Origin of the sequence: Variovorax sp. LjRoot84, from assembly GCF_964254305.1 — a bacterium.
Classification (GTDB): Bacteria; Pseudomonadota; Gammaproteobacteria; order Burkholderiales; family Burkholderiaceae_C; genus Variovorax.
Map to the genome: position 1 here is coordinate 1624741 of NZ_CAXUTE020000001.1, position 24669 is coordinate 1649409.

At 66.1% G+C, this 24669-nt stretch carries 25 protein-coding genes; 18 read left to right on the forward strand and 7 right to left on the reverse strand.

What is annotated here, in order from left to right; all coding sequences use genetic code 11:
• Nucleotides 1-5: 5 nt before the first annotated feature.
• Both ACSQ9I_RS08210 and ACSQ9I_RS08215 read right to left on the reverse strand, forming a co-directional pair.
• Nucleotides 6-692 (reverse strand): response regulator, encoded by a 687-nt coding sequence (locus ACSQ9I_RS08210; RefSeq protein WP_436303255.1) that lies wholly within the window; start codon nucleotides 690-692, stop codon nucleotides 6-8.
• 10 nt (nucleotides 693-702) lie between these two features.
• Entirely contained in the window at nucleotides 703-2355 is a 1653-nt protein-coding gene (locus ACSQ9I_RS08215) for a sensor histidine kinase (protein WP_436312803.1), read from the reverse strand.
• 259 nt (nucleotides 2356-2614) lie between these two features.
• Between ACSQ9I_RS08215 and ACSQ9I_RS08220 the strand changes: the two genes are divergently transcribed.
• Nucleotides 2615-3757, forward strand: coding sequence for a zinc-binding dehydrogenase (locus ACSQ9I_RS08220; RefSeq protein ID WP_436312804.1), 1143 nt, complete (start codon nucleotides 2615-2617; stop codon nucleotides 3755-3757).
• Between the two features lie 68 nt (nucleotides 3758-3825).
• On the opposite strand, the gene ACSQ9I_RS08225 is transcribed toward ACSQ9I_RS08220, so the two are convergent.
• Genes ACSQ9I_RS08225 through flgA form a run of 5 tightly spaced genes read right to left on the reverse strand, consistent with a single transcriptional unit; the run spans nucleotide 3826 to nucleotide 5966 of the window.
• A complete protein-coding gene (locus ACSQ9I_RS08225; protein WP_093106221.1) occupies nucleotides 3826-4155 on the reverse strand; it encodes a type II toxin-antitoxin system RelE/ParE family toxin in 330 nt (109 codons plus the stop codon).
• Nucleotides 4152-4403: a type II toxin-antitoxin system ParD family antitoxin gene (locus ACSQ9I_RS08230; RefSeq protein ID WP_436312805.1), complete on the reverse strand. Its 252-nt coding sequence runs from the start codon at nucleotides 4401-4403 to the stop codon at nucleotides 4152-4154. The genes ACSQ9I_RS08225 and ACSQ9I_RS08230 overlap by 4 nt, the downstream gene beginning before the upstream one ends.
• A 59-nt stretch (nucleotides 4404-4462) precedes the next feature.
• Nucleotides 4463-4921 carry a flagella synthesis protein FlgN gene (locus tag ACSQ9I_RS08235; protein ID WP_436312806.1) on the reverse strand — a complete coding sequence of 153 codons (459 nt, stop codon included), beginning with the start codon at nucleotides 4919-4921 and terminating at the stop codon, nucleotides 4463-4465.
• The gene (flgM, locus tag ACSQ9I_RS08240) at nucleotides 4918-5214 is read right to left on the reverse strand and encodes a flagellar biosynthesis anti-sigma factor FlgM (RefSeq protein WP_436295941.1); all 297 of its coding nucleotides are present in this window, start codon (nucleotides 5212-5214) and stop codon (nucleotides 4918-4920) included. Before flgM ends, ACSQ9I_RS08235 begins: the two co-directional genes overlap by 4 nt.
• Nucleotides 5215-5273: 59 nt before the next feature.
• Nucleotides 5274-5966 (reverse strand): flagellar basal body P-ring formation chaperone FlgA, encoded by a 693-nt coding sequence (flgA, locus tag ACSQ9I_RS08245; RefSeq protein WP_436312807.1) that lies wholly within the window; start codon nucleotides 5964-5966, stop codon nucleotides 5274-5276.
• A gap of 162 nt (nucleotides 5967-6128) precedes the next feature.
• Here flgA and flgB point away from each other — a divergent pair, with 162 nt between their 5' ends.
• The 17 genes from flgB (at nucleotide 6129) to flgL (ending at nucleotide 24665) form a co-directional block, all read left to right on the forward strand.
• Complete coding sequence (gene flgB, locus ACSQ9I_RS08250) at nucleotides 6129-6533, forward strand: flagellar basal body rod protein FlgB (protein ID WP_436308722.1); 405 nt, start codon at nucleotides 6129-6131, stop codon at nucleotides 6531-6533.
• 29 nt (nucleotides 6534-6562) lie between these two features.
• On the forward strand, nucleotides 6563-6958 hold the full coding sequence (gene flgC / locus ACSQ9I_RS08255; protein ID WP_436315730.1) for a flagellar basal body rod protein FlgC: 396 nt from the start codon (nucleotides 6563-6565) through the stop codon (nucleotides 6956-6958).
• A 24-nt stretch (nucleotides 6959-6982) separates the two neighbouring features.
• Nucleotides 6983-7669 (forward strand): flagellar hook assembly protein FlgD, encoded by a 687-nt coding sequence (locus tag ACSQ9I_RS08260; protein WP_436312808.1) that lies wholly within the window; start codon nucleotides 6983-6985, stop codon nucleotides 7667-7669.
• Nucleotides 7670-7749: 80 nt separating this feature from the next.
• On the forward strand, nucleotides 7750-8964 hold the full coding sequence (flgE, locus tag ACSQ9I_RS08265) for a flagellar hook protein FlgE (protein ID WP_093106203.1): 1215 nt from the start codon (nucleotides 7750-7752) through the stop codon (nucleotides 8962-8964).
• 16 nt (nucleotides 8965-8980) lie between these two features.
• The gene (locus ACSQ9I_RS08270; RefSeq protein WP_436312809.1) at nucleotides 8981-9724 is read left to right on the forward strand and encodes a flagellar basal body rod protein FlgF; all 744 of its coding nucleotides are present in this window, start codon (nucleotides 8981-8983) and stop codon (nucleotides 9722-9724) included.
• A gap of 28 nt (nucleotides 9725-9752) precedes the next feature.
• Nucleotides 9753-10535: a flagellar basal-body rod protein FlgG gene (gene flgG / locus ACSQ9I_RS08275; RefSeq protein WP_093106198.1), complete on the forward strand. Its 783-nt coding sequence runs from the start codon at nucleotides 9753-9755 to the stop codon at nucleotides 10533-10535.
• Entirely contained in the window at nucleotides 10535-11218 is a 684-nt protein-coding gene (locus ACSQ9I_RS08280; protein WP_436303266.1) for a flagellar basal body L-ring protein FlgH, read from the forward strand. Before flgG ends, ACSQ9I_RS08280 begins: the two co-directional genes overlap by 1 nt.
• Nucleotides 11219-11220: 2 nt before the next feature.
• Nucleotides 11221-12330: a flagellar basal body P-ring protein FlgI gene (locus ACSQ9I_RS08285; protein ID WP_436312810.1), complete on the forward strand. Its 1110-nt coding sequence runs from the start codon at nucleotides 11221-11223 to the stop codon at nucleotides 12328-12330.
• A gap of 1 nt (nucleotide 12331) precedes the next feature.
• Nucleotides 12332-13300 (forward strand): flagellar assembly peptidoglycan hydrolase FlgJ, encoded by a 969-nt coding sequence (gene flgJ / locus ACSQ9I_RS08290; protein ID WP_436312811.1) that lies wholly within the window; start codon nucleotides 12332-12334, stop codon nucleotides 13298-13300.
• Nucleotides 13301-13312: 12 nt separating this feature from the next.
• The gene (locus ACSQ9I_RS08295) at nucleotides 13313-13822 is read left to right on the forward strand and encodes a chemotaxis protein CheW (protein ID WP_436312812.1); all 510 of its coding nucleotides are present in this window, start codon (nucleotides 13313-13315) and stop codon (nucleotides 13820-13822) included.
• Between the two features lie 15 nt (nucleotides 13823-13837).
• Nucleotides 13838-15874 (forward strand): methyl-accepting chemotaxis protein, encoded by a 2037-nt coding sequence (locus ACSQ9I_RS08300; RefSeq protein WP_436312813.1) that lies wholly within the window; start codon nucleotides 13838-13840, stop codon nucleotides 15872-15874.
• Between the two features lie 37 nt (nucleotides 15875-15911).
• The gene (locus tag ACSQ9I_RS08305; RefSeq protein ID WP_436312814.1) at nucleotides 15912-17516 is read left to right on the forward strand and encodes a methyl-accepting chemotaxis protein; all 1605 of its coding nucleotides are present in this window, start codon (nucleotides 15912-15914) and stop codon (nucleotides 17514-17516) included.
• A 10-nt stretch (nucleotides 17517-17526) separates the two neighbouring features.
• Nucleotides 17527-18012, forward strand: coding sequence for a chemotaxis protein CheW (locus ACSQ9I_RS08310; RefSeq protein WP_436312815.1), 486 nt, complete (start codon nucleotides 17527-17529; stop codon nucleotides 18010-18012).
• A 3-nt stretch (nucleotides 18013-18015) separates the two neighbouring features.
• Nucleotides 18016-19752, forward strand: a complete 1737-nt coding sequence (locus tag ACSQ9I_RS08315) for a methyl-accepting chemotaxis protein (RefSeq protein WP_436312816.1) — start codon at nucleotides 18016-18018, stop codon at nucleotides 19750-19752.
• An 89-nt stretch (nucleotides 19753-19841) separates the two neighbouring features.
• Nucleotides 19842-21419, forward strand: a complete 1578-nt coding sequence (locus ACSQ9I_RS08320) for a methyl-accepting chemotaxis protein (RefSeq protein WP_436312817.1) — start codon at nucleotides 19842-19844, stop codon at nucleotides 21417-21419.
• Between the two features lie 58 nt (nucleotides 21420-21477).
• Entirely contained in the window at nucleotides 21478-23436 is a 1959-nt protein-coding gene (flgK, locus tag ACSQ9I_RS08325) for a flagellar hook-associated protein FlgK (RefSeq protein WP_436312818.1), read from the forward strand.
• A gap of 17 nt (nucleotides 23437-23453) precedes the next feature.
• Nucleotides 23454-24665 carry a flagellar hook-associated protein FlgL gene (flgL, locus tag ACSQ9I_RS08330; RefSeq protein WP_436312819.1) on the forward strand — a complete coding sequence of 404 codons (1212 nt, stop codon included), beginning with the start codon at nucleotides 23454-23456 and terminating at the stop codon, nucleotides 24663-24665.
• Nucleotides 24666-24669 lie beyond the last annotated feature (4 nt).

The following is a 24669-nucleotide window of genomic DNA, read 5'->3' on the forward strand; positions in this document are numbered from 1 at the left end:
TGCCGTCAGGACGGCAGCTTGTCCAGGTGGTGCTTCACGGCGTAGACATACAGCTCCAGCCGATTGCTCACCCCCAGCTTCTGGTAGATGGAAGTCAGGTGGTTGCGCAGGGTGTGCTCGGTGATGAAGAGCCGTTCGGCCAGCGCCTTGTTTGACGCGCCGTTTCCGTCGACCACGGTGTGGATGATCTTGCGTTCCTTGCAGGTCAGTGCCGCCTGCTTCTCCGCCTCGGGGTCGACCTTGTGCACCCGCTTCGAGTCCACGAACTCCGCGAACACGCGGCCCATCGTTTCGTTGTCCACGCACAGCTCGCCCTTGTGCATTCTTTCGATCGCCTGGAGCACCTGGTCCGCGGCTGCGTCCTTGCGCAACACACCCCGGGCGCCGCCGAGGACCGCCAGGTCGAGGGTTTTTTGTTGACGCTCGCCGGTCAGGATCATTACGCGGGAGACCGAGTTGGACAGCAGGCCGGGAAGAATGTCCAGGGCGCTTTTTCCTCCCAGGTCGAGATCCAGCAGGATGACGTCGGGAATCACCTGGTCGACCTGCTCGAGCGCTTCTTCGCAGTTTCTCGCCGTCCCGACCACCTGCATTCGCGGCTTCTCGCCATCGATCAATCTGGACAATCCCCAAAGCATCGTCTGGTGATCATCGACAAGCATGACACCGATGGGTTTTTCAACTGGCTGCATGTTCCACCTCCTAGATGGGTATCTCGACGTGCACGGAAGTGCCGCCGCTCGTTCCCCGCACCACTTGCGCGTTGCCGCCGAGCGCGGTCGCGCGTTCCGTGATCGACCTCGGCTGGAATGCGATCGACTGTGTTCCGTCGCATTCGTTCTCGATCTGGATCCTGAGCAAGCCGTCCACGCATTCCAGCTTGACGGCGCCGTGGTGCGCGAAGGTGTGCTTGCAGATGTTGCTCAAGCCCTCGCGCACGATCTGCAATATCTCCGCGGTCAGGCGGTCGCTCACGTTGAGCTCGCCCTGCACGCAGACCGAGATGTCGATCCCGTAGAAATCCCTGGCCTGCGCTGCCTGCTGGCGCAGGACCATGAGGAAGACTTGTTCCGTCTTGCCAAGGCCATTCTTGACCGTGCCGGCATAGCGGCGCAGATCGCCGATCACCTTGGCGGCCATGTCCGCCAGCTTGTCGAGATCCTCGATCAGCGGGTTGTCGGCGGCCGCCTTGTTGCGCAGAGCACTGAGGCCCATCTTCAATCCGATGTAGGGCTGGATGGCCGTGTCGTGAAGATCCAGCGCGATCTTCTGGCGTTCCTGCGAAGCCGCATCCGAGGCCATCCGGTCCAGCAGTTCGATGTTCTCGATCACGGGGAAGGCCTGGGCAGCGATATGGCTCAGGAAGAGCGCGTCGGCCTTTCTGAACCCGGCCTGGTGCGAGAACACATAGATGCGGCCTTCGCTTCTTCGGAGCGACACCGGCGCGCTGATGAACGAACGGGCATCCAGAAGCTCGGCCAGGCTCTCGCAGGCCGCTTCCTCGTGCTTGTTCCATCTTCCCTCGGTGCTGTCGTACACCGCGGCTCCGGCGAACGGGGACAGCTTCGGCCAGATCGCGCGGTTATGGACAACGATGCGGTTCTGCGGGAGCGCGACGAGCGGCGCGGCCGCTTGGGCGTCGATCCATTCGGCATTGACCGAATGCTTCGCGTCGCCCTCCCTGATGGTGCGCAGGAAGTAGGCGCCCGACTCCTTGTCCCGGACGATCAGCAAGCAGCAGCTTCCCTGGAAGAACACCTGTGTCCTCTCCAGAATGCTGGTGACGGTGTGATCGACGCCGAAGCGCGGATTTGATACGCGGCTGACGTCGCGCAGCAGCGCGAGCCGCCGTTTCAGTTCGACCTTCGAGCCGCCCCAATGGATGCTCATGTAGCCGAACGCAAGCAGGAAGGTGGCGCGCAGCAGCAGGCGGGGGAGGTCCTGCTCGGTCGTCGTTCCCAGTCCGCAGGCGGCGAACAATCCGACCGAAGCGAGGGTGACGCGCGCGCCCTCGTTGAAGCCCCATCGGAAGGACGAGGTGAGGATGGCGAAGAAGAAGAACAGGAAGAAGAAGCTGTGGATGCCGTCCGTGAAAAGAACGATCAGCCCATACCAGAAGACATCCAGCCAGTGAATCAGCTTGCTCTGCGAAAACGGGGCATCGAGTTGCGTATAGAGATAAACGGCCAAACTGTGCAGGATGTAGCCGAAGAACAGCAGCCAGGTGAAGCCGCCGATGCCCCTCAAGCCCGCAGGATCGACAAAAATCGCGAGCAGGGCGGAGACGGACAGCACGAGCCGCATCCTGGCCACCATCCGCGCATCGGCGGCGTCGGCAGCAAGACTCGTATCCATCTCGTTTTTCCTGTCCAGCCTGTGCACCAGCATCGGGCGTCTCCTCCTCCCACGGATGGGGTCATCGGTGGGTTTGTTCAGCCAATTTCCGCGCAAGAGATGCGTATGTGAAGAAGTCACATATTACTACTTAGGTAAACAGAAGTAAGACTTTTGAAAGGATTTGTCAGTCGTTCTGCGCAAGAAGTCACGCGCCACCGGGGAGGCGCACCGGCGCCGAGCCTGCCTATACTGGCCGGCCCCAGCCTGGAGATACGCCATGCCCGCCGAGATACCCCGCACCACCCTGCAACTCCGCTCCCTGATCAAGCGCAGCGGCGAGCTCGAACTCTCGCTGGCCGAAGAACCGGTTCCCGAGCCCAAGCCCGACGAAGTCATCGTGCGCGTCGAGGCCGCGCCCATGAACCCTTCGGACCTCGGCCTCCTGTTCGGCGCTGCCGACATGGCCACGGCCAAGGCCTCGGGCACGCCGGCGCGACCGGTGGTCACGGCCAGCGTCCCCGAGGCCGCGATGAAGAGCATGGACGCGCGCCTGGATGCGTCGATGGCCGTGGGCAACGAAGGCGCGGGGGTGGTCGTGGCGGCGGGTTCCTCGCCCGCGGCGCAGGCGCTTCTGGGCAAGACGGTCGCGCTGATCGGCGGCGCGATGTACACCCAGTACCGCTGCATCCCGGTCGCCCAATGCATGCTGCTGCCCGAGGGCACGACGCCGGCCGAGGGCGCATCGTCCTTCGTCAATCCGCTCACCGCGCTCGGCATGGTCGAGACCATGCGGCGCGAGGGCCACAAGGCGCTGGTGCACACGGCCGCGGCCTCCAACCTCGGCCAGATGCTCAACCGCATCTGCATCCAGGACGGCATCGGCCTGGTGAACATCGTGCGCAAGAAGGAGCAGGAAGAGATCCTGCGCGCGATCGGCGCCAGGTACGTGTGCAATGCGAGTGCGCCCACCTTCATGCAGGACCTGACCGACGCGCTGGTCGCCACCGGCGCCACGCTGGCCTTCGACGCCATCGGCGGCGGCAAGTTGGCCGGTCAGATCCTGAGCTGCATGGAAGCGGCCTTGAACAAGAGCGCCACCGAATACAGCCGCTACGGCTCCTCCACCCACAAGCAGGTCTACATCTACGGCGGCCTCGACCGTGGCCCCACCGAGTTCGTGCGCAATTTCGGCATGGCCTGGGGCATGGGCGGCTGGCTGCTGTTTCCCTTCCTGCAGAAGATCGGCCCGGAGGGCGCGAAGAAGCTCAAGGAGCGCGTGGCGGCCGAACTGAAGACCACCTTTGCGAGCCGCTACACCAAGGAGGTGTCGATGTCAGAGGCACTGAGGCCCGAAGAGATCGCGGTCTATGCGAAGCACGCGACCGGGGAGAAGTATTTGCTCAATCCAAGCAAGGGTTGAGCGCCGGCACCCACTGAATAGAGAAAAGCAAGCTGGCGCGCAACAACGCGGGAGGCTTGAGAGGTCCGTCAGGTTGAATCCGACGCCTGCATCCACGCCGGGATATCGCGTTGGCCATGCAGCACGCGCCAGACATCGATGTGATCGGCATGCTCGATGTAGAACACGAGATAGGGATAGCGCGTCAGCGGCCAGGAACGAAGGCCCGGCAGGTTCAGCTCATGGGCGTAGCGTGGCGAACCGGTGGACGGATGACGGCCAATGTGGGCATAGGCCTGCTCCAAGGCATCAACGAATCCGAGTGCGGCGTGTTCGGCGTCTTCCGCCAGGTAATGCGAGATTGCATCTTCGACGTCCCGGTTCGCCTGTTCGCGCGGAACAACGCGCCTAAGCTTCACCTGCGAGCACCAGTCCTGGCTGCCTTTCGCGTCCGGTTACGTAGGCTCTCGAAATAGCCGGCATCAGCCGGCGCCCCGGGTGCGGACTCTGCGCCTGCCATTAACAGATCCCGCAGATGCAAACGCTCCTGGTCTTTGCGGATCAGTTCTCGTACGTATTCGCTGCTGGTGCCGTAGCCGCGTTGATCGACCTGCTTGTCGACGAATGCCTTGAGGGTGTCGGGCAGAGAGATGTTCATCGTGCTCATGGCCCAAGGCTAAATCGAATGGCAAAATTTGGCAAGGTTCAGGCCCCTTGCGGCAGAACCTACCCCAGCGCCAGCCGCGTCCCCGAAGCGCCCGCCGCCTTGCGGATCCCGTCCGGCCCGTAGAAGGGCTGCTTGCTCGCCTGCAGATAGTCGAGCGCGTTCTGGGTGAAGTCCAGATGGCCGTAGACCATCGATCCGATCTGGCGGTTGTCGGCCTTGGCGCGGTCCGCAAGTTCCAGCAGCGCCGTCCAGGCCTCTTGCGATGCTTCGCCGGCGGCGGCTGCCGCTTCATCGGCACCGGTACGGCCGGGTTCGAAGCCCAGCGCCACTTGCGCCGATTCGCGCGCCTGGTCGAGCGCGGCCAGGCGGTCGAGCAGGGCGGTCTTCTGTTCGGTGAGCGGGCCGAGGTCGGCGAAGAGATTGTTCTTCATGGCCTGCGCCTCCAGGTCCAGAATCGCAAGGAATTCTTCGACGCAGGACTTCTCGGCCAGCAAATGAGGCAGCAGGATCACGTTCACAGGTCTTTCTTGGCGCCGAGCAGGTCGCGCACGCTGGCCAGGAGGCCCTTGGCGATCCGCTCGGGATGGATTTCGTAGCGGCCGGCGCGGATGTCCTCGCGGATCGAGGCGACGCGCGCGGCATCGAAGTCGGTGCTGGGCGAGCTGGGTAGCGAATGAACCTGACCCGTGGAAACCTGCACCGATTCCTTGGCGCCTTCGGCGGCATCGGCGCCGGTGGCCGGCAGGGCCTTGCCGCCCTTGGCGGTGCGGGAGAGCGGTGTGGCCGACGGGGCGGATTGATCGATTTTCAAGATGGTTCCTCAGGGGCTGACCCGTTTATCGGCAGTTTAGGGCGGAACTTTAGGGTCACCTATTGCGAGAGTCGGATCTGGCCGCCTTCGTCCGCCACGCCGCTGACCAGGCGGCCGTCGCGCGTCTTGGCCTGCACGGTCGCGCCGATCTCGGCGCGGGTCATGGCCCGGGCCTCGGTGCTGACGGTGAAGCCCGGCCCAACGGCCACCACCTGCACCGTCTGGCCCTGCTGGATCACGACCACGCCGCGCACCGCCTCGCGCCGCACGGGCGCGCCGGCGGCGATGCGGTTGACGGCCACCACGCCCCTGAGTTCGGCGGCATCGGTCACGACCGAGCGCGGCAGCGCGCTGAGATCGCCCGTGCGTTCGGCCAGGTCGCCGGCGCCCAGGGCCTGGCCGGCATCGATGGCGCGCGCGGCCACGAAGTAACGGCCCTCGATGGCGACGCGCGCCTGCACGAAACGCGTCCAGGGCTTGTCGCCGGCGCAGCGCAGGCCCACCGATACCCGGCCCGAGGGTGCGGCGCCCCTGGGCAGGAAAGCCTGGAGCGATTCGCAGGGAGGCAGCGCGCCCGAAGCCGGCATGCTCACGTCGATGCGCACCTTGCCCGGGAGGCCGGCGGTCTGCGCTTGCAGAAACTGTTCGATGACGGCGCGCGCATCCCCTGGCGCGGCCGCGGCCGGCGCTGCGGCCAGCACCGCGAGCAGCAGGAGGAGGAGACGGCGAAAGGAGCGGGTTGTTTCCATCATCGGTCCAGCGATTCTAGGAATGCGTGGCTCCGCCTGAAGGTGCGAAGTGCACCCCAAATGCCCCTTTGTTCGGCCCATTGCAAACACGACCCGTGCATAGACTCGCTTTCCATCAGTCGCCATGCCCACCTGGGACGCGACACCTCCAACTGATGGAACAACATGATCGACAAGCTGGATGCGGCGCTTCGCTTCAACCGCGAAGCACTCAATCTCCGGGCGCAGCGCCAGGAGGTGCTGGCGGCCAACATCGCCCATGCCGACACGCCCAACTACAAGGCGCGTGACTTCGATTTCGCGAGCCGGCTCTCGCAGGCCGTGGAGCAGGGCCGCGCTGCGCAGTCGGTGACGCTTTCCACCACCTCCGCGCGCCACCTGCAGGCCGAAGCATCGGCAGTGCCCGATGCCGACCTGCTCTATCGCGTGCCAAGCCAATCCAGCATCGACGGCAACACCGTCGAGATGGATGCCGAGCGCATCAACTTCGCCGACAACGCGCTGCGCTACGAGGCCAACCTCACGGTGCTCAGCGCCAAGATCAAGTCGCTGCTGTCGGCAGTGCAGTAGGAACCACCATGCCCTTGCCCAGCGCTTCCATGAACATCTTCAATGTGGCGGGCTCCGCCATGGCCGCGCAGTCGCAGCGCATGAACGTGACCGCGAGCAACCTGGCCAATGCCGAGAGCGTGGCCGGTCCGGACGGCCAGCCCTACCGCGCCAAGCAGGTCGTCTTCGAGGTCGCGGCCTCGGGGCAGCAGGACATCGGCGGCGTCCAGGTCGCGGGCGTGGTGGAAGACCCCTCGCCCATGAAGATGGTCTACGACCCGAAGAACCCCCATGCCAATCCCGCGGGCTACGTGACCATGTCCAACGTCAACGTGGTCGAAGAGATGACCAACATGATTTCCGCCTCGCGCAGCTACCAGGCCAACGTCGAGGTGCTCAACACCGCCAAGACGCTGATGGTCAAGACGCTGACGATCGGCCAGTAAATCCCAACCACAAGAAGCGAACCCATGGCCATCGACGACTCCCTCGCCATCACCGGCACGAACACCACCAGCTCGGCGCAGAGCAACAACAGTGTGAGCGGCGCCGACAGCGAGCAGCGCTTTCTCAAGCTGCTGGTGACGCAGCTCAACAACCAGGATCCGCTCAACCCGATGCAGAACGCCGAGCTCACCTCGCAGCTCGCGCAGATGAGCACCGTGAGCGGCATCGAGAAGCTCAACGGCACGCTCTCCGGCCTGGTGAACCAGACCGGCGCCAACCAGGTGCTGCAGGCGGCATCGCTGATCGGCTACAACGTGCTGTCGCCCGGCAACGAGATCGCCACCAAGGCGCCGGAAGCGGGCAAGGACCCGGCGGTCGTGCCCTTCGCGGTGCAGCTGCCGGGCTCGGCCGGCGACGTCGAGGTGAAGATCCGCGACGCCGTGGGCAACACGGTGCGCACGCTCAACCTCGGCTCGTTGCCCGAAGGCGTCAACGCCGTCACCTGGGACGGCAAGGCCGACGACGGCACCGTCGCACCGGCCGGCAGCTACACCTTCACGGTGGCCGCCGACAACAACGGCACCACGGTCGAGGCGACCGCGCTCACCTTCTCGCAGGTGGCCGCCGTCAAGCAGGGCACGAGCGGCGTCACGCTCGAGCTGGCCTCGGGCCGCAGCATCGGCCTGGCCGACGTCCGCATGTTCCTTTGAGTCTTCCGCCTGTCTTCTCCCTCGGCGGAGGCCGTCGTGCTGCAAGCCGTTCTTTCATCGCCTCGAAACAAGGATCGATCATGAGTTTTTCCCAGGGCATCAGCGGCCTGTCTGTCGCCGCCGCCAACCTCGACGTCATCGGCAACAACATCGCCAACTCGGGCACCGTGGGCTTCAAGTCGGCTGCCGCGACCTTCCAGGACGTGTATGCCGGATCGCGCATCGGCCTGGGTGCCTCGGTGGCCGGCGTGACGCAGAACTTCACGCAGGGCGTGACCCAGACCAGCAGCCGCCCGCTGGACGTGGCCATCCTCAACGGCGACGGCTTCTTCCGCCTCTCCAGCCCGAGCGGCGAGATCATGTACTCGCGCAATGGCCAGTTCACCAAGGACCAGGACGGCTACATCGTCAACGCCGCCGGCCTGCGGCTGACGGGCTTCGGCGTCTCGGCCACCGGCGGCATCGAAGGCGGCACGCCCTCGGCGATCCGCATCCCGACCACCGCCATGGACCCGAAGGCCACCACCGGCGTGCAGGCCGAGTTCAACCTCGACTCGCGCAGCGTGACGCCCACCAAGACGCCCTTCAACGTGGCCGACTCGGACACCTACAACTACTCCAACGCGCTCGGGCCGGTCTACGACTCGCTGGGCAATCCGCACGAGCTGGGCGTCTTCTTCGTGAAGACCGGCGCCAATGCCTGGAGCGTCTACGGCGCGGCCGACGGTGCCGCGCTCAACGCCGGCGCGCCGATCTCCACCATGACCTTCGACGCCAACGGCAAGCTGCTGACGCCCGCCGGCGGCACCATCACCCTGCCGGCGATGACCTTCCCAAACGGTTCGGCGGCGATGAACGTCACGGTCGACCTCTCGGGCACCACGCAGTTCGGCAATGCCAACGCGATCAACAAGCTCAACCAGGACGGCTATACCTCGGGCTCGCTGACCGCCTACTCGATCAACCCCGACGGCACCATCACCGGCAAGTTCTCCAACGAGCAGACCCAGCTGCTGGGCCAGGTGGTGCTGTCGAGCTTCGCCAACCCCAACGGCCTGGAGCCCAAGGGCAACAACGTCTGGGCCGAGACCCAGGCCTCGGGCCAGGCGCTCACCGGCACGCCGGGCGCGGGCACCAAGCAGGGCTCGCTCGCCTCGGGCGCGCTCGAGGCTTCCAACGTCGACCTCACTTCCGAGCTCGTCAACCTGATCGTGGCCCAGCGCAGCTACCAGGCCAACGCGCAGACGGTGAAGACGCAGGATCAGGTCGTCCAGACGCTGATCAACATCCGCTGAGCGGCAGGAGCACCCAGTGGACCGCATGTTGTATGTCGCCATGAGCGGCGCCAAGCAGGCCATGGAGCAGCAGGCCTCGGTCGCCAACAACATGGCGAACGTCTCGACGCCGGGCTTTCGCGCGCAGGTCAACAGCTTTCGCGCGGTGCCGGTGGTCGGCGAGGAAGCGCAAACGCGCGCCTTCGTCGCCGCCATCACGCCGGGCGCCGACTTCAGCCACGGTCCGCTGACCGAGACCGGCCGCGCCCTCGATGTCGCGGTGCACGGCGATGGCTGGCTCGTGGTGCAGACGCCCGACGGCGGCGAGGCCTACACGCGTGTGGGCAACCTGCAGGTCGGCGGCGACGGCCAGCTGCTGACCATGGGCGCGCGCCCGGTGGTCGGCGAGGGCGGCGCGCTGGTGGTGCCGCCGGGCTCCACGGTGCAGATCGCGCCCAACGGCGCCGTCACGGCCCGCGGCGCCGGCGACCCGCTGGTCGGCGTGGCCGAAGTGGGGCGCCTGAAGCTGGTCAATCCGCCGACGGCCGACCTGGTGCGCGGCGCCGACGGGCTCTTTCGCATGCGCGCGGGCCTGCCGCCGGCCGAGGCCGACGCGGCCGTGACCGTCGCCAGCGGCGTGGTCGAGGGCAGCAACGTCAACGCGGTCGAAGCCATGGTTTCGATGATTGCCCAGGCCCGCAGCTTCGAGATGCAGATGAAGTCGATGCAGACCGCGGACACCAACGCGCAGTCGGCCAACAAGTTGCTGGCGTACGGCTAGCCCACCAACCCCTGAAGGAATTTCTCCCATGATGCGCTCGCTCTACATCGCCAAGACCGGCCTCGACGCCCAGCAAACCCAGCTCGACGTGGTGTCGAACAACCTCGCCAACGTCGGCACCACCGGCTTCAAGCGCAGCCGCGCCGTGTTCGAGGACCTGATGTACCAGAACCTGCGCCAGGTCGGCGGCCAGACCTCGGACCAGACGCGGCTGCCTTCGGGCCTGCAGGTCGGCACCGGCGTGCACGTGGTCGCCACCGAGCGCATCCATGCGCAGGGCAACATGACCAAGACCGACAACCCGAAGGATGTCGCGATCAACGGCGCCGGCTTCTTCCAGGTGCTGATGCCCGACGGCACCACCTCGTACACGCGCGACGGCTCCTTCCAGACCGACCGCGACGGCCAGCTCGTCACTGCCAGCGGCTTCCCGGTGCAGCCGGCCATCACCATTCCGCAGAACGCCACCAGCATGACCATCGGCCGCGACGGCATGGTCTCGGTCACGCAGGCCGGCAGCACCGCCACGGTGCAGGTCGGCCAACTGCAGCTGGCCACCTTCCTGAATCCGGCCGGCTTGCAGAGCATGGGCGAGAACCTCTATGCGGAGACCGATTCCTCGGGCGCGCCCAACCAGCTGAACCCGGGCCTCGAAGGTGCCGGCATCCTGAGCCAGGGCTACGTCGAGGCATCGAACGTCAACGTGGTGGAGGAGCTGGTCAACATGATCGCGACCCAGCGCGCTTACGAAATCAACAGCAAGGCCGTGCAAACCTCCGACCAGATGCTGCAGCGCCTCGCGCAACTGTGATGCAGAGCGCGCGTCTTCATCGTCTTGCCGTCTGCACGCTGGTGCTCGCCACCGGCTGCGCGCAGATCCCGCGCGAGCCGCTGGTGCACCAGCCGATGACGGCGCGCGCCAACACCTATGCGGCGCTGCCGGCGCCGCGCGCCAACGGCGCGATCTTCCGCGACGGGCCCGGCGCCAATGCGCTGTTCGAGGACCGCCGTCCGCGCAATGTCGGCGACATCCTGACCATCGTGATCAGCGAGAAGGTCAACGCCAGCAAGAACTCGGGCGCCAATGCCAGCCGCAGCGGCAGCCTGACGGCTGCCTTCCCGACCATCCCGAAGCTGCTGGGCGGTCTGCTGGACGAGCAGGACGCGAAGCTCTCCGGCAACAACATCCTCAATGCCAAGGGCGGCGCCAACGCCAACAACACCTTCAACGGCGTGATCACCGTGACCGTGGTCGACGTCATGCCCAACGGCAACCTGCTGGTTTCCGGCGAGAAGCAGATGGGCATCAATCAGGGCACCGAATACATCCGCTTCTCGGGCGTGGTGAACCCGCGTACCGTCTCCGGCAGCAACACCGTGCCCTCGACCCTGGTGGCCGATGCGCGCATCGAATACACGGCCAAGGGCTACATCGACGAGGCCCAGCACATGGGCTGGATGCAGCGCTTCTTCCTCAATGTGATGCCGTTCTGATCATGAACTTCAAATTTCTCCGGCGCTGCATCTTCTCGGCCTTGTGCGCCGTCGCGTTGTCGTCTCCGGCACAGGCCGAGCGGCTCAAGGAACTGGCCAGCATCCAGGGCGTGCGCGACAACCCGCTGATCGGCTACGGCCTGATGGTGGGCCTCGACGGCACCGGCGACCAGACCATGCAGACGCCGTTCACCACGCAGAGCCTGAACAACATGCTGCAGCAGCTCGGCATCACCATTCCGGCCGGCGTCAACATGCAGCTCAAGAACGTGGCGGCCGTGATGGTCACGGCCACGCTGCCTTCGTTCGCGCGGCCCGGCCAGAACATCGACGTGACGGTGTCCTCGATGGGCAATGCCAAGAGCCTGCGCGGCGGCACCTTGCTGATGACGCCGCTCAAGGGCGTCGACGGCGCGACCTACGCCATCGCGCAGGGCAACATGGTGGTGGGCGGCGCGGGCGCCTCGGCCAGCGGCAGCAAGGTGCAGATCAACCAGCTCGGCTCGGGCCGCATTCCCGGCGGCGCGCTGGTCGAGCGCAGCGTCGAGGCGCCGATCGGCGGCGAAGGCATGTTCACGCTGGAGCTCAACCGCTCCGACTTCGGCACCGCGCAGCGTGCGGTCGAGGCCATCAATCGCCAGTTCGGCCCCGGCACCGCCGACGCGATGGACGCCCGCGTGATCCGCGTGCGCGCCCCCGAGCCGCAGGAGCGCGTCGGCTTCCTCGCGCGCCTCGAAGGGCTCGAAGTCACGCCGACCCAGGCGGTGGCGCGCGTGGTGATCAATGCGCGCACCGGCTCGGTGGTCATGAACCAGGCGGTGCGCGTCAACGACTGCGCGGTGGCGCACGGCAATCTCTCGGTGGTCATCAACACGGAGCCGGTGATCAGCCAGCCCGGCCCCTTCTCGGGCGGCAGCACGGTGGCCACGCAGACCTCGCAGATCTCGATCGCCCAGGGCGGCGGCGCGCTGCAGATGGTGCGCGGCGGGGCATCGCTCTCGGATGTGATCAAGGGACTCAACAGCCTGGGCGCCAATCCGCAGGACCTGGTGTCAATCCTGCAGGCCATGAAGACCGCCGGCGCCTTGCGCGCCGAGCTCGAGATCATCTGACATGGCGATCCTGGAAAACCGAAGCGGCGCGCTGGACCAGCGCTTTGCGTTGGACGTGCAGGGCGTCGATGCGCTGCGGCGCACCGTGCGTACCTCGCCCGAAGAGGGCTTGAAGCAGGTGTCGCGGCAGTTCGAAGCCCTGTTCATGAACATGGTGCTGAAGAGCATGCGAGAGGCCACGCCCTCCAGCGGCCTGCTCGAGAGCCGGAACGAGAAGGTCTACATGTCCATGCTCGACCAGCAGCTCTCGCAGAACCTCTCGGGGCGCGGCGTGGGGCTGGCCGAAGCGATGCTCGCGCAGCTGAGCCGCAGCGCGGCCTCGGGCGCGGCCGACGGCGAAGCCGGGGCCATGTCGCTCGACGGGCCGTCGGGCTTCCCGTTGAAGCCGCAGGCCGGCATTCCACTCGGCTCCTCGCCGCCGGAGGGCGCACCGGCCACCCGGCGCTCGATGCCGGTGGACCTGAGCGTCTACCAGAACAACGGCGAGCGTCCTTCGCCGGCCGCGGTGGCTTCGCTGCAAGGCCACGTCGACAGCTTCGTGAAGAGCATGGGCGGCTCCGCCCAGGCCGCGAGCGAGGCCAGCGGCGTGCCCGCGCCCCTGATCCTGGCGCAGGCCGCGCTCGAATCGGGCTGGGGCAAGCGCGAGATCCGCGCCGACGACGGCACGCAGAGCTTCAATCTGTTCGGCATCAAGGCCGACCGCGGCTGGAAGGGCCCGGTGGTGGAAACCACCACCACCGAATACGTCGACGGCGAGCCGCAGAAAGTGCGCGCCAAGTTCAGGGCCTACGGTTCCTACGACGAAGCCTTCACCGACTACGCGAAGTTCATCACCCGCAACCCGCGCTACGCCAACGTGCTGGCCACCGACGACCCGGCCGAGGCTGCGCACGGCCTGCAGAAAGCGGGCTACGCGACCGATCCGCAGTACGGGCAGAAGCTCGTTCGGATCATGCAGAAATTCACATAGGACCCACGACCAATGGTAGAGATCACCAGCCTTCATCAGCGCGCGAGCGCCCCAGTTCTCGCCAACGCCAACCGCCTCGAGGTGGTCACCTTCACGCTGGGCGAGGAGGAGTACGGCATCGACATCCAGAAGGTGCAGGAGCTGCGCGGCTACGACGCGGTGACGCGGATTGCGAACGCGCCGGAGTACATCAAGGGGGTGGTGAACCTGCGCGGGATCATCGTTCCGATCATCGACATGCGCATCAAGTTCAAGCTGGGGACGCCGAGCTACGACCAGTTCACGGTGGTGATCGTGCTGAACATCGCAGGCCGGGTGGTGGGGATGGTGGTGGACAGCGTGTCGGACGTGACCACGCTGTCACCAGAGCAGATCAAGCCTGCGCCGGAGATGGGTTCGGCGCTGGACACGGACTACCTGATCGGGCTGGGGACGCTGGAGGAGCGGATGCTGATCCTGGTGGACATCGACCGGCTGATGTCGAGCGAAGAGATGGGCCTGATCGAAAAAATGGCCGCTTGAGCCAAGGGCCCCCACATGAAAGCAACGAATCAGTCGAGGCGAGCGCCTTCCTTCGTTTCGCTGGCGCGCACACTGACCATCCGGGCCGGCGTGGCCATGCTGGCACTCACGGTGCTCATCCTGGCGGTTTTCTATGCGCTGGCCTCTGCGCAGCAGCAGCGCAGCGCCGCGCAGTACGCGAATGCCAAGGCCGAGGCCATTGCCCGGTCGCTGGACATCTTCGACCAGACCATGCAGCTGAACGCGGAGAACGCCTACGGCGTGTTCCGGCGCCTGTTCGCGGCCACCTTCGTCCTCGAGGACGCCGCGCAGGGCAGGTTGACGAACCACGGCGTTGCGCTCGATGGCAGCGCCACCGCCGAAGTGGATGCCTTTGCGCGCGACTTTCCCGGCGCCAACGCCACGGTGTTCGTGGTGCAGGGCGAGGACTTCCGGCGGATCACCACCTCGGTCAAGAAGGAGAACGGCGAGCGGGCCATCGGGACCCTGCTCGACCGCAAGAGCGGCGCCTATCCGGTGCTGCGCGCCGGCAAGAAGTTCGTCGGGCGCGTCACGCTGTTCGGACGTCCCTACATGACCGTCTATGAACCGGTGCGTGATGCCGCCGGCCAGGTCGTCGCCGTGCTCTACATCGGCCTGGACATTTCGCGGCAGCAGGCGTCCTTCGGCGAAGCGGTGAACAAGACCCGCATCTTCGAAAGCGGCGGGCTCTACGTCGTCAATCCGAGCGGCGGTGCCGCGGCGGCGACGCTGGTGTTCCACCCGACGGCTGCCGGCAAGAAGCTGGCCGAAGTTCTTCCGCCGGGCGCCGACGCGGCGGACTGGCTCGCGCGCCTGGGCAGCGGCGACGGCACATGGATCGACAACGCACCGGCGGTGCTTGGGCAGGTGCCGGAAGGACGGCGTTATGCCTCCGTGGCGAAGAGCGAAGCGAACGGCTGGCTGGCGGTGGCCGAGGTTCCCGCCTCGGAGGTGATGGCCGAGCTGTACCGCCAGATGGCCTGGCTCGCCGGTGCCATTGCCCTGGCCGCCGTGCTGCTGGGCATCGCCCTGGTCGTCTTCATTCGCCGCACCGTGCGGCCGCTGAGCCTGCTGAGCGAGCATGTGCAGGCCATCGGCGGCGGCGACCTGTCGCGGCAGCTGGCATCGAATCGCCGCGACGAGATGGGCGTCATCACCCGGTCCGTCGAATCCATGCGGGACGGCCTGGCGCGCGTGGTGAGCGGCGTGCGCGAGGGCACCGATGCGATCGCGACGGCCTCGGGGCAGATCTCCGCCGGCAACCAGAATCTCTCGTCGCGCACCGAGGAGCAAGCGAGCTCGCTGGAGCAGACCGCGGCCTCGATGGAGGAACTGACCTCCACCGTCAAGCAGAACGCCGACAACGCACGGCAAGCCAATCAGCTGGCGCTCTCGGCCTCCGAAGTGGCGGTCAAGGGCGGCGACGTGGTGTCTCAAGTGGTGAACACCATGGCCTCGATCAATGCCTCCTCCAAGAAGATCGTCGACATCATCGGCGTGATCGACGGCATCGCCTTCCAGACCAACATCCTCGCGTTGAACGCAGCGGTCGAAGCCGCGCGTGCCGGCGAGCAGGGCAGGGGCTTCGCAGTCGTGGCTGCCGAAGTGCGCAATCTGGCGCAACGCTCTGCCGCCGCGGCCAAGGAAATCAAGGGCCTGATCGACGACTCGGTCGGCAAGGTCGATGCCGGTAGCCAACTGGTGGGCGAAGCCGGCAAGACCATGGAAGAGATCGTGGGCAGCGTGAAGCGGGTGACCGACATCATGGGCGAGATCACGGCAGCGAGCCACGAGCAGACGCAGGGCATCGAGCAGATCAACCAGGCGATCACGCAGATGGACCAGGTGACGCAGCAGAACGCGGCGCTGGTGGAAGAGGCTGCGGCTGCGGCGCAGTCGATGCAGGAGCAGGCCGGCAACCTAGTGGAAGCGGTCAGCGTGTTTAGGCTCGACACCGATGCTCGCAGGCTGCATTCATCCGATTTCGTGCCGCGCCTTCAAGACTGGCGGGAAGCTGCCGATAAGCCATAGGCAGTACCGCGCAAGCACAGACCTTGGAGACACGCCCATGCCCGACTTCCTGAACCTCCGCTCCCTGAGCATCGCCAAGAAGCTTGGCCTGCTCACCTTCAGCGCCATTGCGGGCGTGGTCGTGCTGACGGCCTTGTTCCTGGCTTCCGAGCGCAAGCTCATCATGGACGAGCGGCAGAGCAGCGTGCGCCAGGTGGTGGAAAGCGCGCACGGCCTGCTGGTGCACTACCACGCGCTGGCGGCCAACGGCACGCTGAGCGAAGAGCAGGCGAAGCAGCAGGCCATGCAGGCGATCCGCAGCCTGCGCTACAGCGGCAGCGAGTATTTCTGGATCAACGACATGCAGCCGCGCATGCTCATGCATCCGATCAACCCGGCGCTGGACAACAAGGACCTGTCGGCCAACAAGGATCCGACTGGCAAGCAGCTCTTCGTCGAGTTCGTGAACACCGTCAAGGCCCATGAAGCCGGATTCGTTGCCTACCAGTGGGCCAAGCCGGGCAGCGACAAGCCGGTGCCCAAGGTGTCCTACGTCAAGGGCTTCAAGCCCTGGGGCTGGATCATCGGTTCGGGCGTGTACGTGGACACGGTCCACACGACCATCATGAACCGGCTGATCGGCTTCTCGATCTGCGCATTGGTCCTAGCGGCCATCCTGCTGGCGATCGGCTGGGTGATCTCGCGTGGGCTGCTGAAGCAGCTGGGCGGCGAGCCGGCGCAGACGGCCGGCATCACGCTGCGCATCGCGCAGGGCGATCTGACGGTGCCGATCGATCTCAGGAAGGACGACAGCGCGAGCCTGCTTCACTCGATCAAGGGCATGCGCGACAGCCTGGCCCGCGTGGTGGGCGAAGTGCGTGCCGGTACCGACACTATGGCCACGGCCTCGGGCCAGATCGCGGCGGGCAACCATGACTTGTCCTCTCGCACCGAAGAGCAGGCGAGTTCTCTGCAACAGACGGCCGCGTCGATGGAGGAACTGACTTCCACCGTCAAGCAGAACGCGGACAACGCGCGCCAGGCCAATCAACTGGCGCTCTCGGCCTCCGAGGTGGCGGTCAAGGGCGGCGACGTGGTCAACCAGGTGGTCGACACCATGGCCTCGATCAATGCGTCCTCCAAGAAGATCGTCGACATCATCGGCGTCATCGACGGCATTGCCTTCCAGACCAACATCCTCGCGTTGAACGCAGCGGTCGAAGCCGCGCGTGCCGGCGAGCAGGGCCGCGGCTTCGCGGTCGTCGCCTCCGAAGTGCGCAACCTCGCGCAGCGCTCGGCCGCCGCGGCCAAGGAAATCAAGGGCCTGATCGACGATTCGGTCGGCAAGGTCGATGCCGGCAGCCAACTGGTCGGCGAAGCCGGCAGGACCATGGAAGAGATCGTGGGCAGCGTGAAGCGGGTGACGGACATCATCGGCGAGATCACGGCGGCGAGCCACGAGCAGACGCAGGGTATCGAGCAGATCAACCAGGCGATCACGCAGATGGACCAGGTGACGCAGCAGAACGCGGCGCTGGTGGAAGAGGCTGCGGCCGCGGCGCAGTCGCTTCAGGAGCAAGCCGGCAACCTCGTGGAAGCGGTGAGCGTGTTCAGGCTGGATGCCGGCACCCGGCCCGCTCTCCCCAAGTTTCAAACCTCATGAAGAGACGCAGATGAACGCAACAGACACATCGAAGCAGGCCGCGAAGCCGCTGGAATTCCTTTCCTTCACGCTGGGCGAGGAGGAGTACGGCATCGACATCCAGAAGGTGCAGGAGCTGCGCGGCTACGACGCGGTGACGCGCATTGCGAACGCGCCGGAGTACATCAAGGGGGTGGTGAACCTGCGCGGGATCATCGTTCCGATCATCGACATGCGCATCAAGTTCAAGCTGGGCACGCCGAGCTACGACCAGTTCACGGTGGTGATCGTGCTGAACATCGCAGGCCGGGTGGTGGGGATGGTGGTGGACAGCGTGTCGGACGTGACCACGCTGTCGCCAGAGCAGATCAAGCCTGCGCCGGAGATGGGTTCGGTGCTGGACACGGACTACCTGATCGGGCTGGGGACGCTGGAGGAGCGGATGCTGATCCTGGTGGACATCGACCGGCTGATGTCGAGCGAAGAGATGGGCCTCATTGAAAAGATGGTGGCCTGAACCATGAACTTCCTCTCCAACGTACGCATCGGAACGCGCCTGGCCATCGGCTTCGGCATGGTCCTGGCCCTGACCCTGGCCTCGGCCGTCTTTGCCCTTATGAGCGCCAGCAGCAACGCCGAGGCCACCCGCCAGATGATGCAGAGTCCGCTCGCGAAGGAACGGCTCATCTCGGATTGGTACGTGCTGACCTACTCGGCCATCGCGCGCACGGCGATGATCGCCAGGACCACCGACGAAACGCTTCCCGTCACCTTTGCCGATGTCATCTCCGACAGCGTCAAGAAGGGCGGGGAGACCATGGCCAAGGTCGAGGCCCTGCTGATGACCGATCTCGAGAAGTCGACCTTCAAGTCCATTGTCGAATTGCGAGCCAAGTACCAGGCGGCCAAGGAGGCGGTGCAGAAGGCGAAGGCGGGCGGCAACGCGGCGGAGACGGAGACCGTCTTCAAGGACACCTTCCAGCCGGCCGCCAAGGCTTATGAAAGCCGCGTGCTCGAACTACTGGCGCTGGAGCGCAAGGCGATCGACGACATGAGCCGCGCGATCGACGAGGCGAACGCGCAGAGCTTCAATCTCCGCATCGCGCTCACTGCGCTCACGCTGTTGCTGGGAGGGGTCTGCGCCTTCCTGATCGCCCGCAGCATCACCCGGCCCATCGACCGTGCCGTCCAGGTGGCGGAGACCGTGGCCAGCGGCGACCTCACATCGCGCATCGAAGTCGACTCGCGCGACGAGACGGGCCAGCTGATGCATGCGCTGAAGAACATGAACGAGAGCCTGGCCAAGGTGGTGGGCGAAGTGCGTGCCGGCACCGACACCATGGCCACGGCCTCGGGCCAGATCGCGGCGGGCAACCATGACTTGTCCTCTCGTACCGAAGAGCAGGCGAGTTCGCTGCAACAGACGGCCGCGTCGATGGAGGAACTGACCTCCACCGTCAAGCAGAACGCGGACAACGCGCGGCAGGCGAATCAACTGGCCGTCTCGGCCTCCGAAGTGGCGGTCAAGGGTGGCAGCGTGGTGTCGCAAGTGGTCGACACCATGGGTTCCATCAATGCCTCGTCCCGCAAGATCGTCGACATCATCGGTGTGATCGACGGCATTGCCTTCCAGACCAACATCCTGGCGCTCAATGCCGCGGTGGAAGCGGCGCGTGCCGGTGAACAGGGTCGCGGCTTCGCGGTCGTGGCCTCCGAAGTGCGCAACCTCGCGCAACGCTCGGCCGCAGCGGCCAAGGAAATCAAGACCCTGATCGGCGACTCGGTGGAGAAGGTCGAGGAGGGCAGCAAGCAGGTGGCCGAAGCCGGCCGCACGATGGACGAGATCGTCGACAGCGTGAAGCGGGTGACCGACATCATGGGCGAGATCACGGCGGCGAGCCACGAGCAGACCCAGGGCATCGAGCAGATCAACCAGGCGATCACGCAGATGGACCAGGTGACGCAGCAGAACGCGGCGCTGGTGGAAGAGGCTTCGGCGGCGGCGCAATCGCTGCAGGAACAGGCCGGCAGCCTCTCGCAGACCGTCAGCATCTTCAAGCTGAGCCAGGAAGAAGCGGCCGTGGTGCTCGCGCAGGTCCAGGCCCGCAGCCAGCCCACATTGCCGCCGAGGCGCGTGGCGCCGGCGCTGAAGGCGCCGGCCAAGCCGGCGGCCGCTCCGCGCAAGGCGGTGGCGCACCGGCGCGCGCCGCAGCTTGCAGTGGGCCACACGGCCTCGGGCGAGTGGACGGAGTTCTGAAGAAGAAGTCCCGGCCCTCAAGTTTCGGGCCGGACTGCCGATATCTCTCATAACCGGGCCTCTATCGACGGCCTTCGCAGGAAGAAAAAATGCAGTGGTTCCAGGAGCTTCGTGTCACCGTCAAGCTGATCCTCAGCTTTCTGATCGTCGCCGCCATCGGCGCCGTCGTCAGTGCGCTCGGCATCTTTCAAATGGGGCGCATCAGCGCCTCGACCGAGAGGCTCTACAACCACGAGCTGCAGACGCTGAAGGCGGTGCAGGCCGCCAATATCCACCTGCTCTATGCGAGCCGGGCCCAGATGGGCCTGCTGTCGGCCTCCACCAAGGGCGAGCGCAATGCCGGCATCGCGGAACTCAAGAAGGCCGGCGCCGGACTCGAAGCGCGGATGACCGAGGTCAAGCCCGTGTTGCTCGAAAGCGATGAGGGCCGCAGGCTCAACGAGCAGTACGAGGCCCTGCTGCCGACGCTGAAGAAGCGCATGGGCGATTTCGTCACGCTGCTCAGCGCGCAATCGCTGGACAGCTCTCAGTTCGACGGCCGCGTGGCCGAGGACAGCGCGCAGCTGCTGAAGGATTCGCGCGCGCTCGAGGAAGTGCTCGAGACGATGGTGGCGCACAGCGACATGCAGGCCAAGGCGAGCATGGACCATGCCGGCCAGACCTACAAGACCTCGCGCTTGCTGATGCTGGCGATGGCCCTGATCGGCATCCTCGCGAGCGTGGGGCTGGGCGTGGTGGTGGCCCGCCTGCTGGCGCGCCAGCTGGGCGGCGAACCCGGCTACGCGGCGGATGTGGTCGGCCGCATCGCCGGCGGCGACCTGACGGTGGGCGTCGAGGCGCGCTCGGCCGACGACGGCAGCGTGCTGCATTCGATCAAGCAGATGCAGGACCAGCTGACCCATGTGGTCGGCAGGATCAAGCTGTCGACCGACGCCATCGCGACGGCCTCGGGCCAGATCGCTTCGGGCAACCAGGATCTTTCGTCGCGCACCGAGGAGCAAGCGAGCTCGCTGGAGCAGACCGCGGCGTCGATGGAAGAACTCACCAGCACGGTGAAGCAGAACGCCGACAACGCGCGCCAGGCCAATCAGCTGGCGCTCTCGGCCTCCGAAGTGGCGGTCAAGGGCGGCGACGTGGTCAGCCAGGTGGTCCACACCATGGCCTCGATCAATGCGTCCTCCAAGAAGATCGTCGACATCATCGGCGTGATCGACGGCATTGCCTTCCAGACCAACATCCTGGCCTTGAACGCAGCGGTCGAAGCCGCGCGTGCCGGCGAGCAGGGCCGCGGCTTCGCGGTCGTCGCCTCCGAAGTGCGCAACCTGGCGCAGCGCTCGGCCGCCGCCGCCAAGGAAATCAAGGGCCTGATCGACGATTCGGTCGGCAAGGTCGATGCCGGCAGCCAACTGGTCGGCGAAGCCGGCAGGACCATGGAAGAGATCGTGGGCAGCGTGAAGCGGGTGACCGACATCATGGGCGAGATCACGGCAGCGAGCCACGAGCAGACGCAGGGCATCGACCAGATCAACCAGGCGATCACGCAGATGGACCAGGTGACGCAGCAGAACGCGGCGCTGGTGGAAGAGGCGGCTGCTGCGGCGCAATCGATGCAGGAGCAGGCCGGCAACCTCGTGGAAGCAGTCAGCGTGTTCAGGCTCGCGGACTGAATGTTTCGCCCGCGCTGCCGATAAACAAGCAAGCAAACGTACTTACAGGTAAAGCCAAATGTCGATGTTCCATACAGGCCTGAGCGGCCTGGCCGTGGCGCGCAGCGCGCTCATGACCACGGCGCACAACACGGCCAACGTGTACACCGCCGGCTACAGCCGCCAGACCTCGATCGTCGCCACCAACGGCGCGATCTCGACCGGCGCCGGCTTCATGGGCACCGGCGCCCGCGTCACGACCGTGGCGCGCAGCTACGACCGCTACCTCACCGCCCAGCTCAACGGCGCCGAGGCCACGGGCGCGGCGCTCGCGAGCTACAACTCGCAGATCAGCCGCATCGACTCGCTGCTCGCCGACAAGACCTCGGGCCTCACGCCCCTGATGCAGAGCTTCTTCGCCGGCATGCAGGGCGTGGCCAACACGCCGGCCGACCCGGCCGCGCGCCAGCAGCTCATCAGCGCGGCGCAGGCCCTGGCCAACAAGTTCCGCGCCACCGACCAGTACCTCACCGACCTCAACACCTCGGTCAACGACCAGATCGTGGGCAGCGCCGAGCAGATCAACACCTACGCGACGCAGATCGCGAGCCTCAACCAGCAGATCGGCCAGCTCCAGGCGATGGCCGGCGGCCAGCCGCCGAACGACCTGATGGACCAGCGTGACCATCTGGTGGCCGAGCTCGGCAAGATCGTGGACGTCAAGGTGCTGGAGCAGGACGGCGGTAAGTACAACGTCTTCATCGGCAACGGCCAGACGCTGGTGCTGGGCGACCGGGCCGCAACGATGAAGGCCGTCGACTCGGCGGCCGATCCCACGCGCAAGGCGATGGCGCTGGTCGGGCTGAACGGCACCGCGTCCGAGCTCAAGGACAACATCTTCACCGGCGGCACGCTGGGCGGGCTGATGGCCTTCCGCGCCGAGACGCTGAGCACCACGCAGAACGCGATCGGCCGCCTCGCCATGGCGCTCGGCAGCAGCTTCAACGACCAGCACAAGCTGGGCGTCGACCTGAACGGCGCGCTGGGCACCGACTTCTTCTCCGAGGCCCAGGCCGGCGTGTTCTCGAATGCGCGCAACACGGGCACCATGGTGCTCGGCGCCAGCGTGACCGACACCTCGCAGCTCACGACCAGCGACTATTCGGTGGAAGTGAAGGACGTGGCAGGCACGCTCACCTATTCGGTGACGCGCCTTTCGGACAAGCAGGCCATCGGCGACTTCACCACCTTCCCGGTCGACTTCGACGGCGTGAGCTTGACCGCTGCCAGCGGCACGGCCCAGGCGGGCGACACCTTCCTGGTCCAGCCGACGCGCACCGGCGCGCGCGATCTCGAAGTGCTGGTGCTCGACCCGGCCAAGGTGGCCGCGGCCTCGCCGCTGGTCACCGGCAACACCAGCGGCAACCAGGGCAGCGGCGCGCTGAGCGCCGCCACCGTCGATGCCGGCTACCTGGCCACGCCGTTGGCGGCAACGGTCACGCTCGCCTACGACGCCGGGACCAACACGCTGTCGGGCTTTCCGGTGACCTCGGCCGTCACCGTGACGCTCGCCGACGGCACCTCGACCAGCTACGCGGCCGGCACGCCCGTGCCCTACACGGCAGGTGCCTCGATCAGCTTCGACGGCATCAAGCTCAGCATGACCGGTGCGCCGGCCCAGGGCGATACCTTCACGATCAAGAAGAACGTGGGCGGCGTGTCGGACGGCAGCAATGCGCTGCTGCTGACGGCGCTGCAGAAGAAGAACACCATGGGCGGCGGCAGCTCGACCTTCAACAGTGCCTACGCGCAGCTGGTGAGCTCGGTGGGCAACCGCACGATGGAGATTCGCGTGGCCGAGACCACGCAGACCAGCGTGACGGACCAGATCCGCGCCATCCGGGATTCGATTTCCGGTGTGAACCAGGACGAGGAAACCGCCAACCTGCTGATGTTCCAGCAGATGTACCAGGCCAACGCCAAGGTGATCGAGACCGCGTCGACGATGTTCGACTCGATCCTCGGCATCAGCAACTAAGAACATCGGGAATCGTCATGCGCATCAGCACCCAGACCTTCTACGCACAGAGCCTGAAAGGGATTGGCTCGCAGCAGCAGCAGCTGTTCCGGATCCAGCAGCAACTGTCTTCGGAATCCAAGTTTCTGACGCCGGCGGACGATCCGGTGGGCGCGGCGCGTTCGCTGGTCGTCTCCCAGTCGATCGCGGAGAGCTCGCAGTACGCCGCCAGCCGCAGCCGCGCGGTGCTCTCGCTCTCGCACGAAGAGGCCGCGCTGCAATCGGCCACCACCATCCTGCAGAACATCAAGACGCTCACGGTGCAGGCCGGCAACGGCACGCTGTCGGACGCCGACCGCGAATCGCTCGCCACCACCATCCAGAGCAACCTCGACCAGCTGGTGAACGTGGCCAACGCCGACGACGGCAACGGCCAGTTCCTGTTCGCCGGCTTCAAGAGCGCCAACCCGCCCTTCGTGGCGCAGGCCGGGGGCGGCGTGCAGTACATGGGCGACCAGGGCCAGCGCCTGATGCAGATCGACGTGTCGCGCCAGATGTCGGCCACCGACGACGGACGCAGCGTGTTCCAGTCGGTGCAGGGCGGCGCGGGCTACGTGACCACGGCGAATGTCGCCAACACCGGCTCGGGCGTGTTCGGCGCGGTCGGCGTGACCGATGCCACGGCGCCCAACTACGGCCGCGACTTCACGATCAGCTTCGCGGGCGGCAACTACACGGTGACCACCAACGACACGCCGCCGGTGGTCGCGGCCACCGGCCCCTTCGTGGCGGACACGCCGATTTCCTTCGGCGGCGTGCAGATCAGCATGAGCGGCACGCCGGCCGACGGCGACAGCTTCCAGGTCTTTACCGCCAAGAACGCCGGCACCGACGTGTTCGCCGCCATCGGCGACCTCGTGGCATCGCTGAAGAAGCCGCTCGCCGGTGGTGGTGCGGCCGCGCAGGCCGAACTGCTGAATGCGCTCTCCACGGCCAACGTCAAGATCACGAACGCGCACGACAACGTGCTGACCATCCGCTCCTCGGTCGGCTCGCGCATGAACGAACTCGATGCGCTCAACGCGTCGGGTTCCTCGCGCAGCCTGATCGACAAGAGTTACCTGTCGGAGCTGGAAGACCTGGACATGGCGAGCGCGATCTCCGAATACCTGCAGCGCGAAACCGCGCTGAAGGCCTCGCAGGAGACCTTCGCGCGGCTGCACAGCATCGCGCTGTTCAACTACCTGTAGGCCG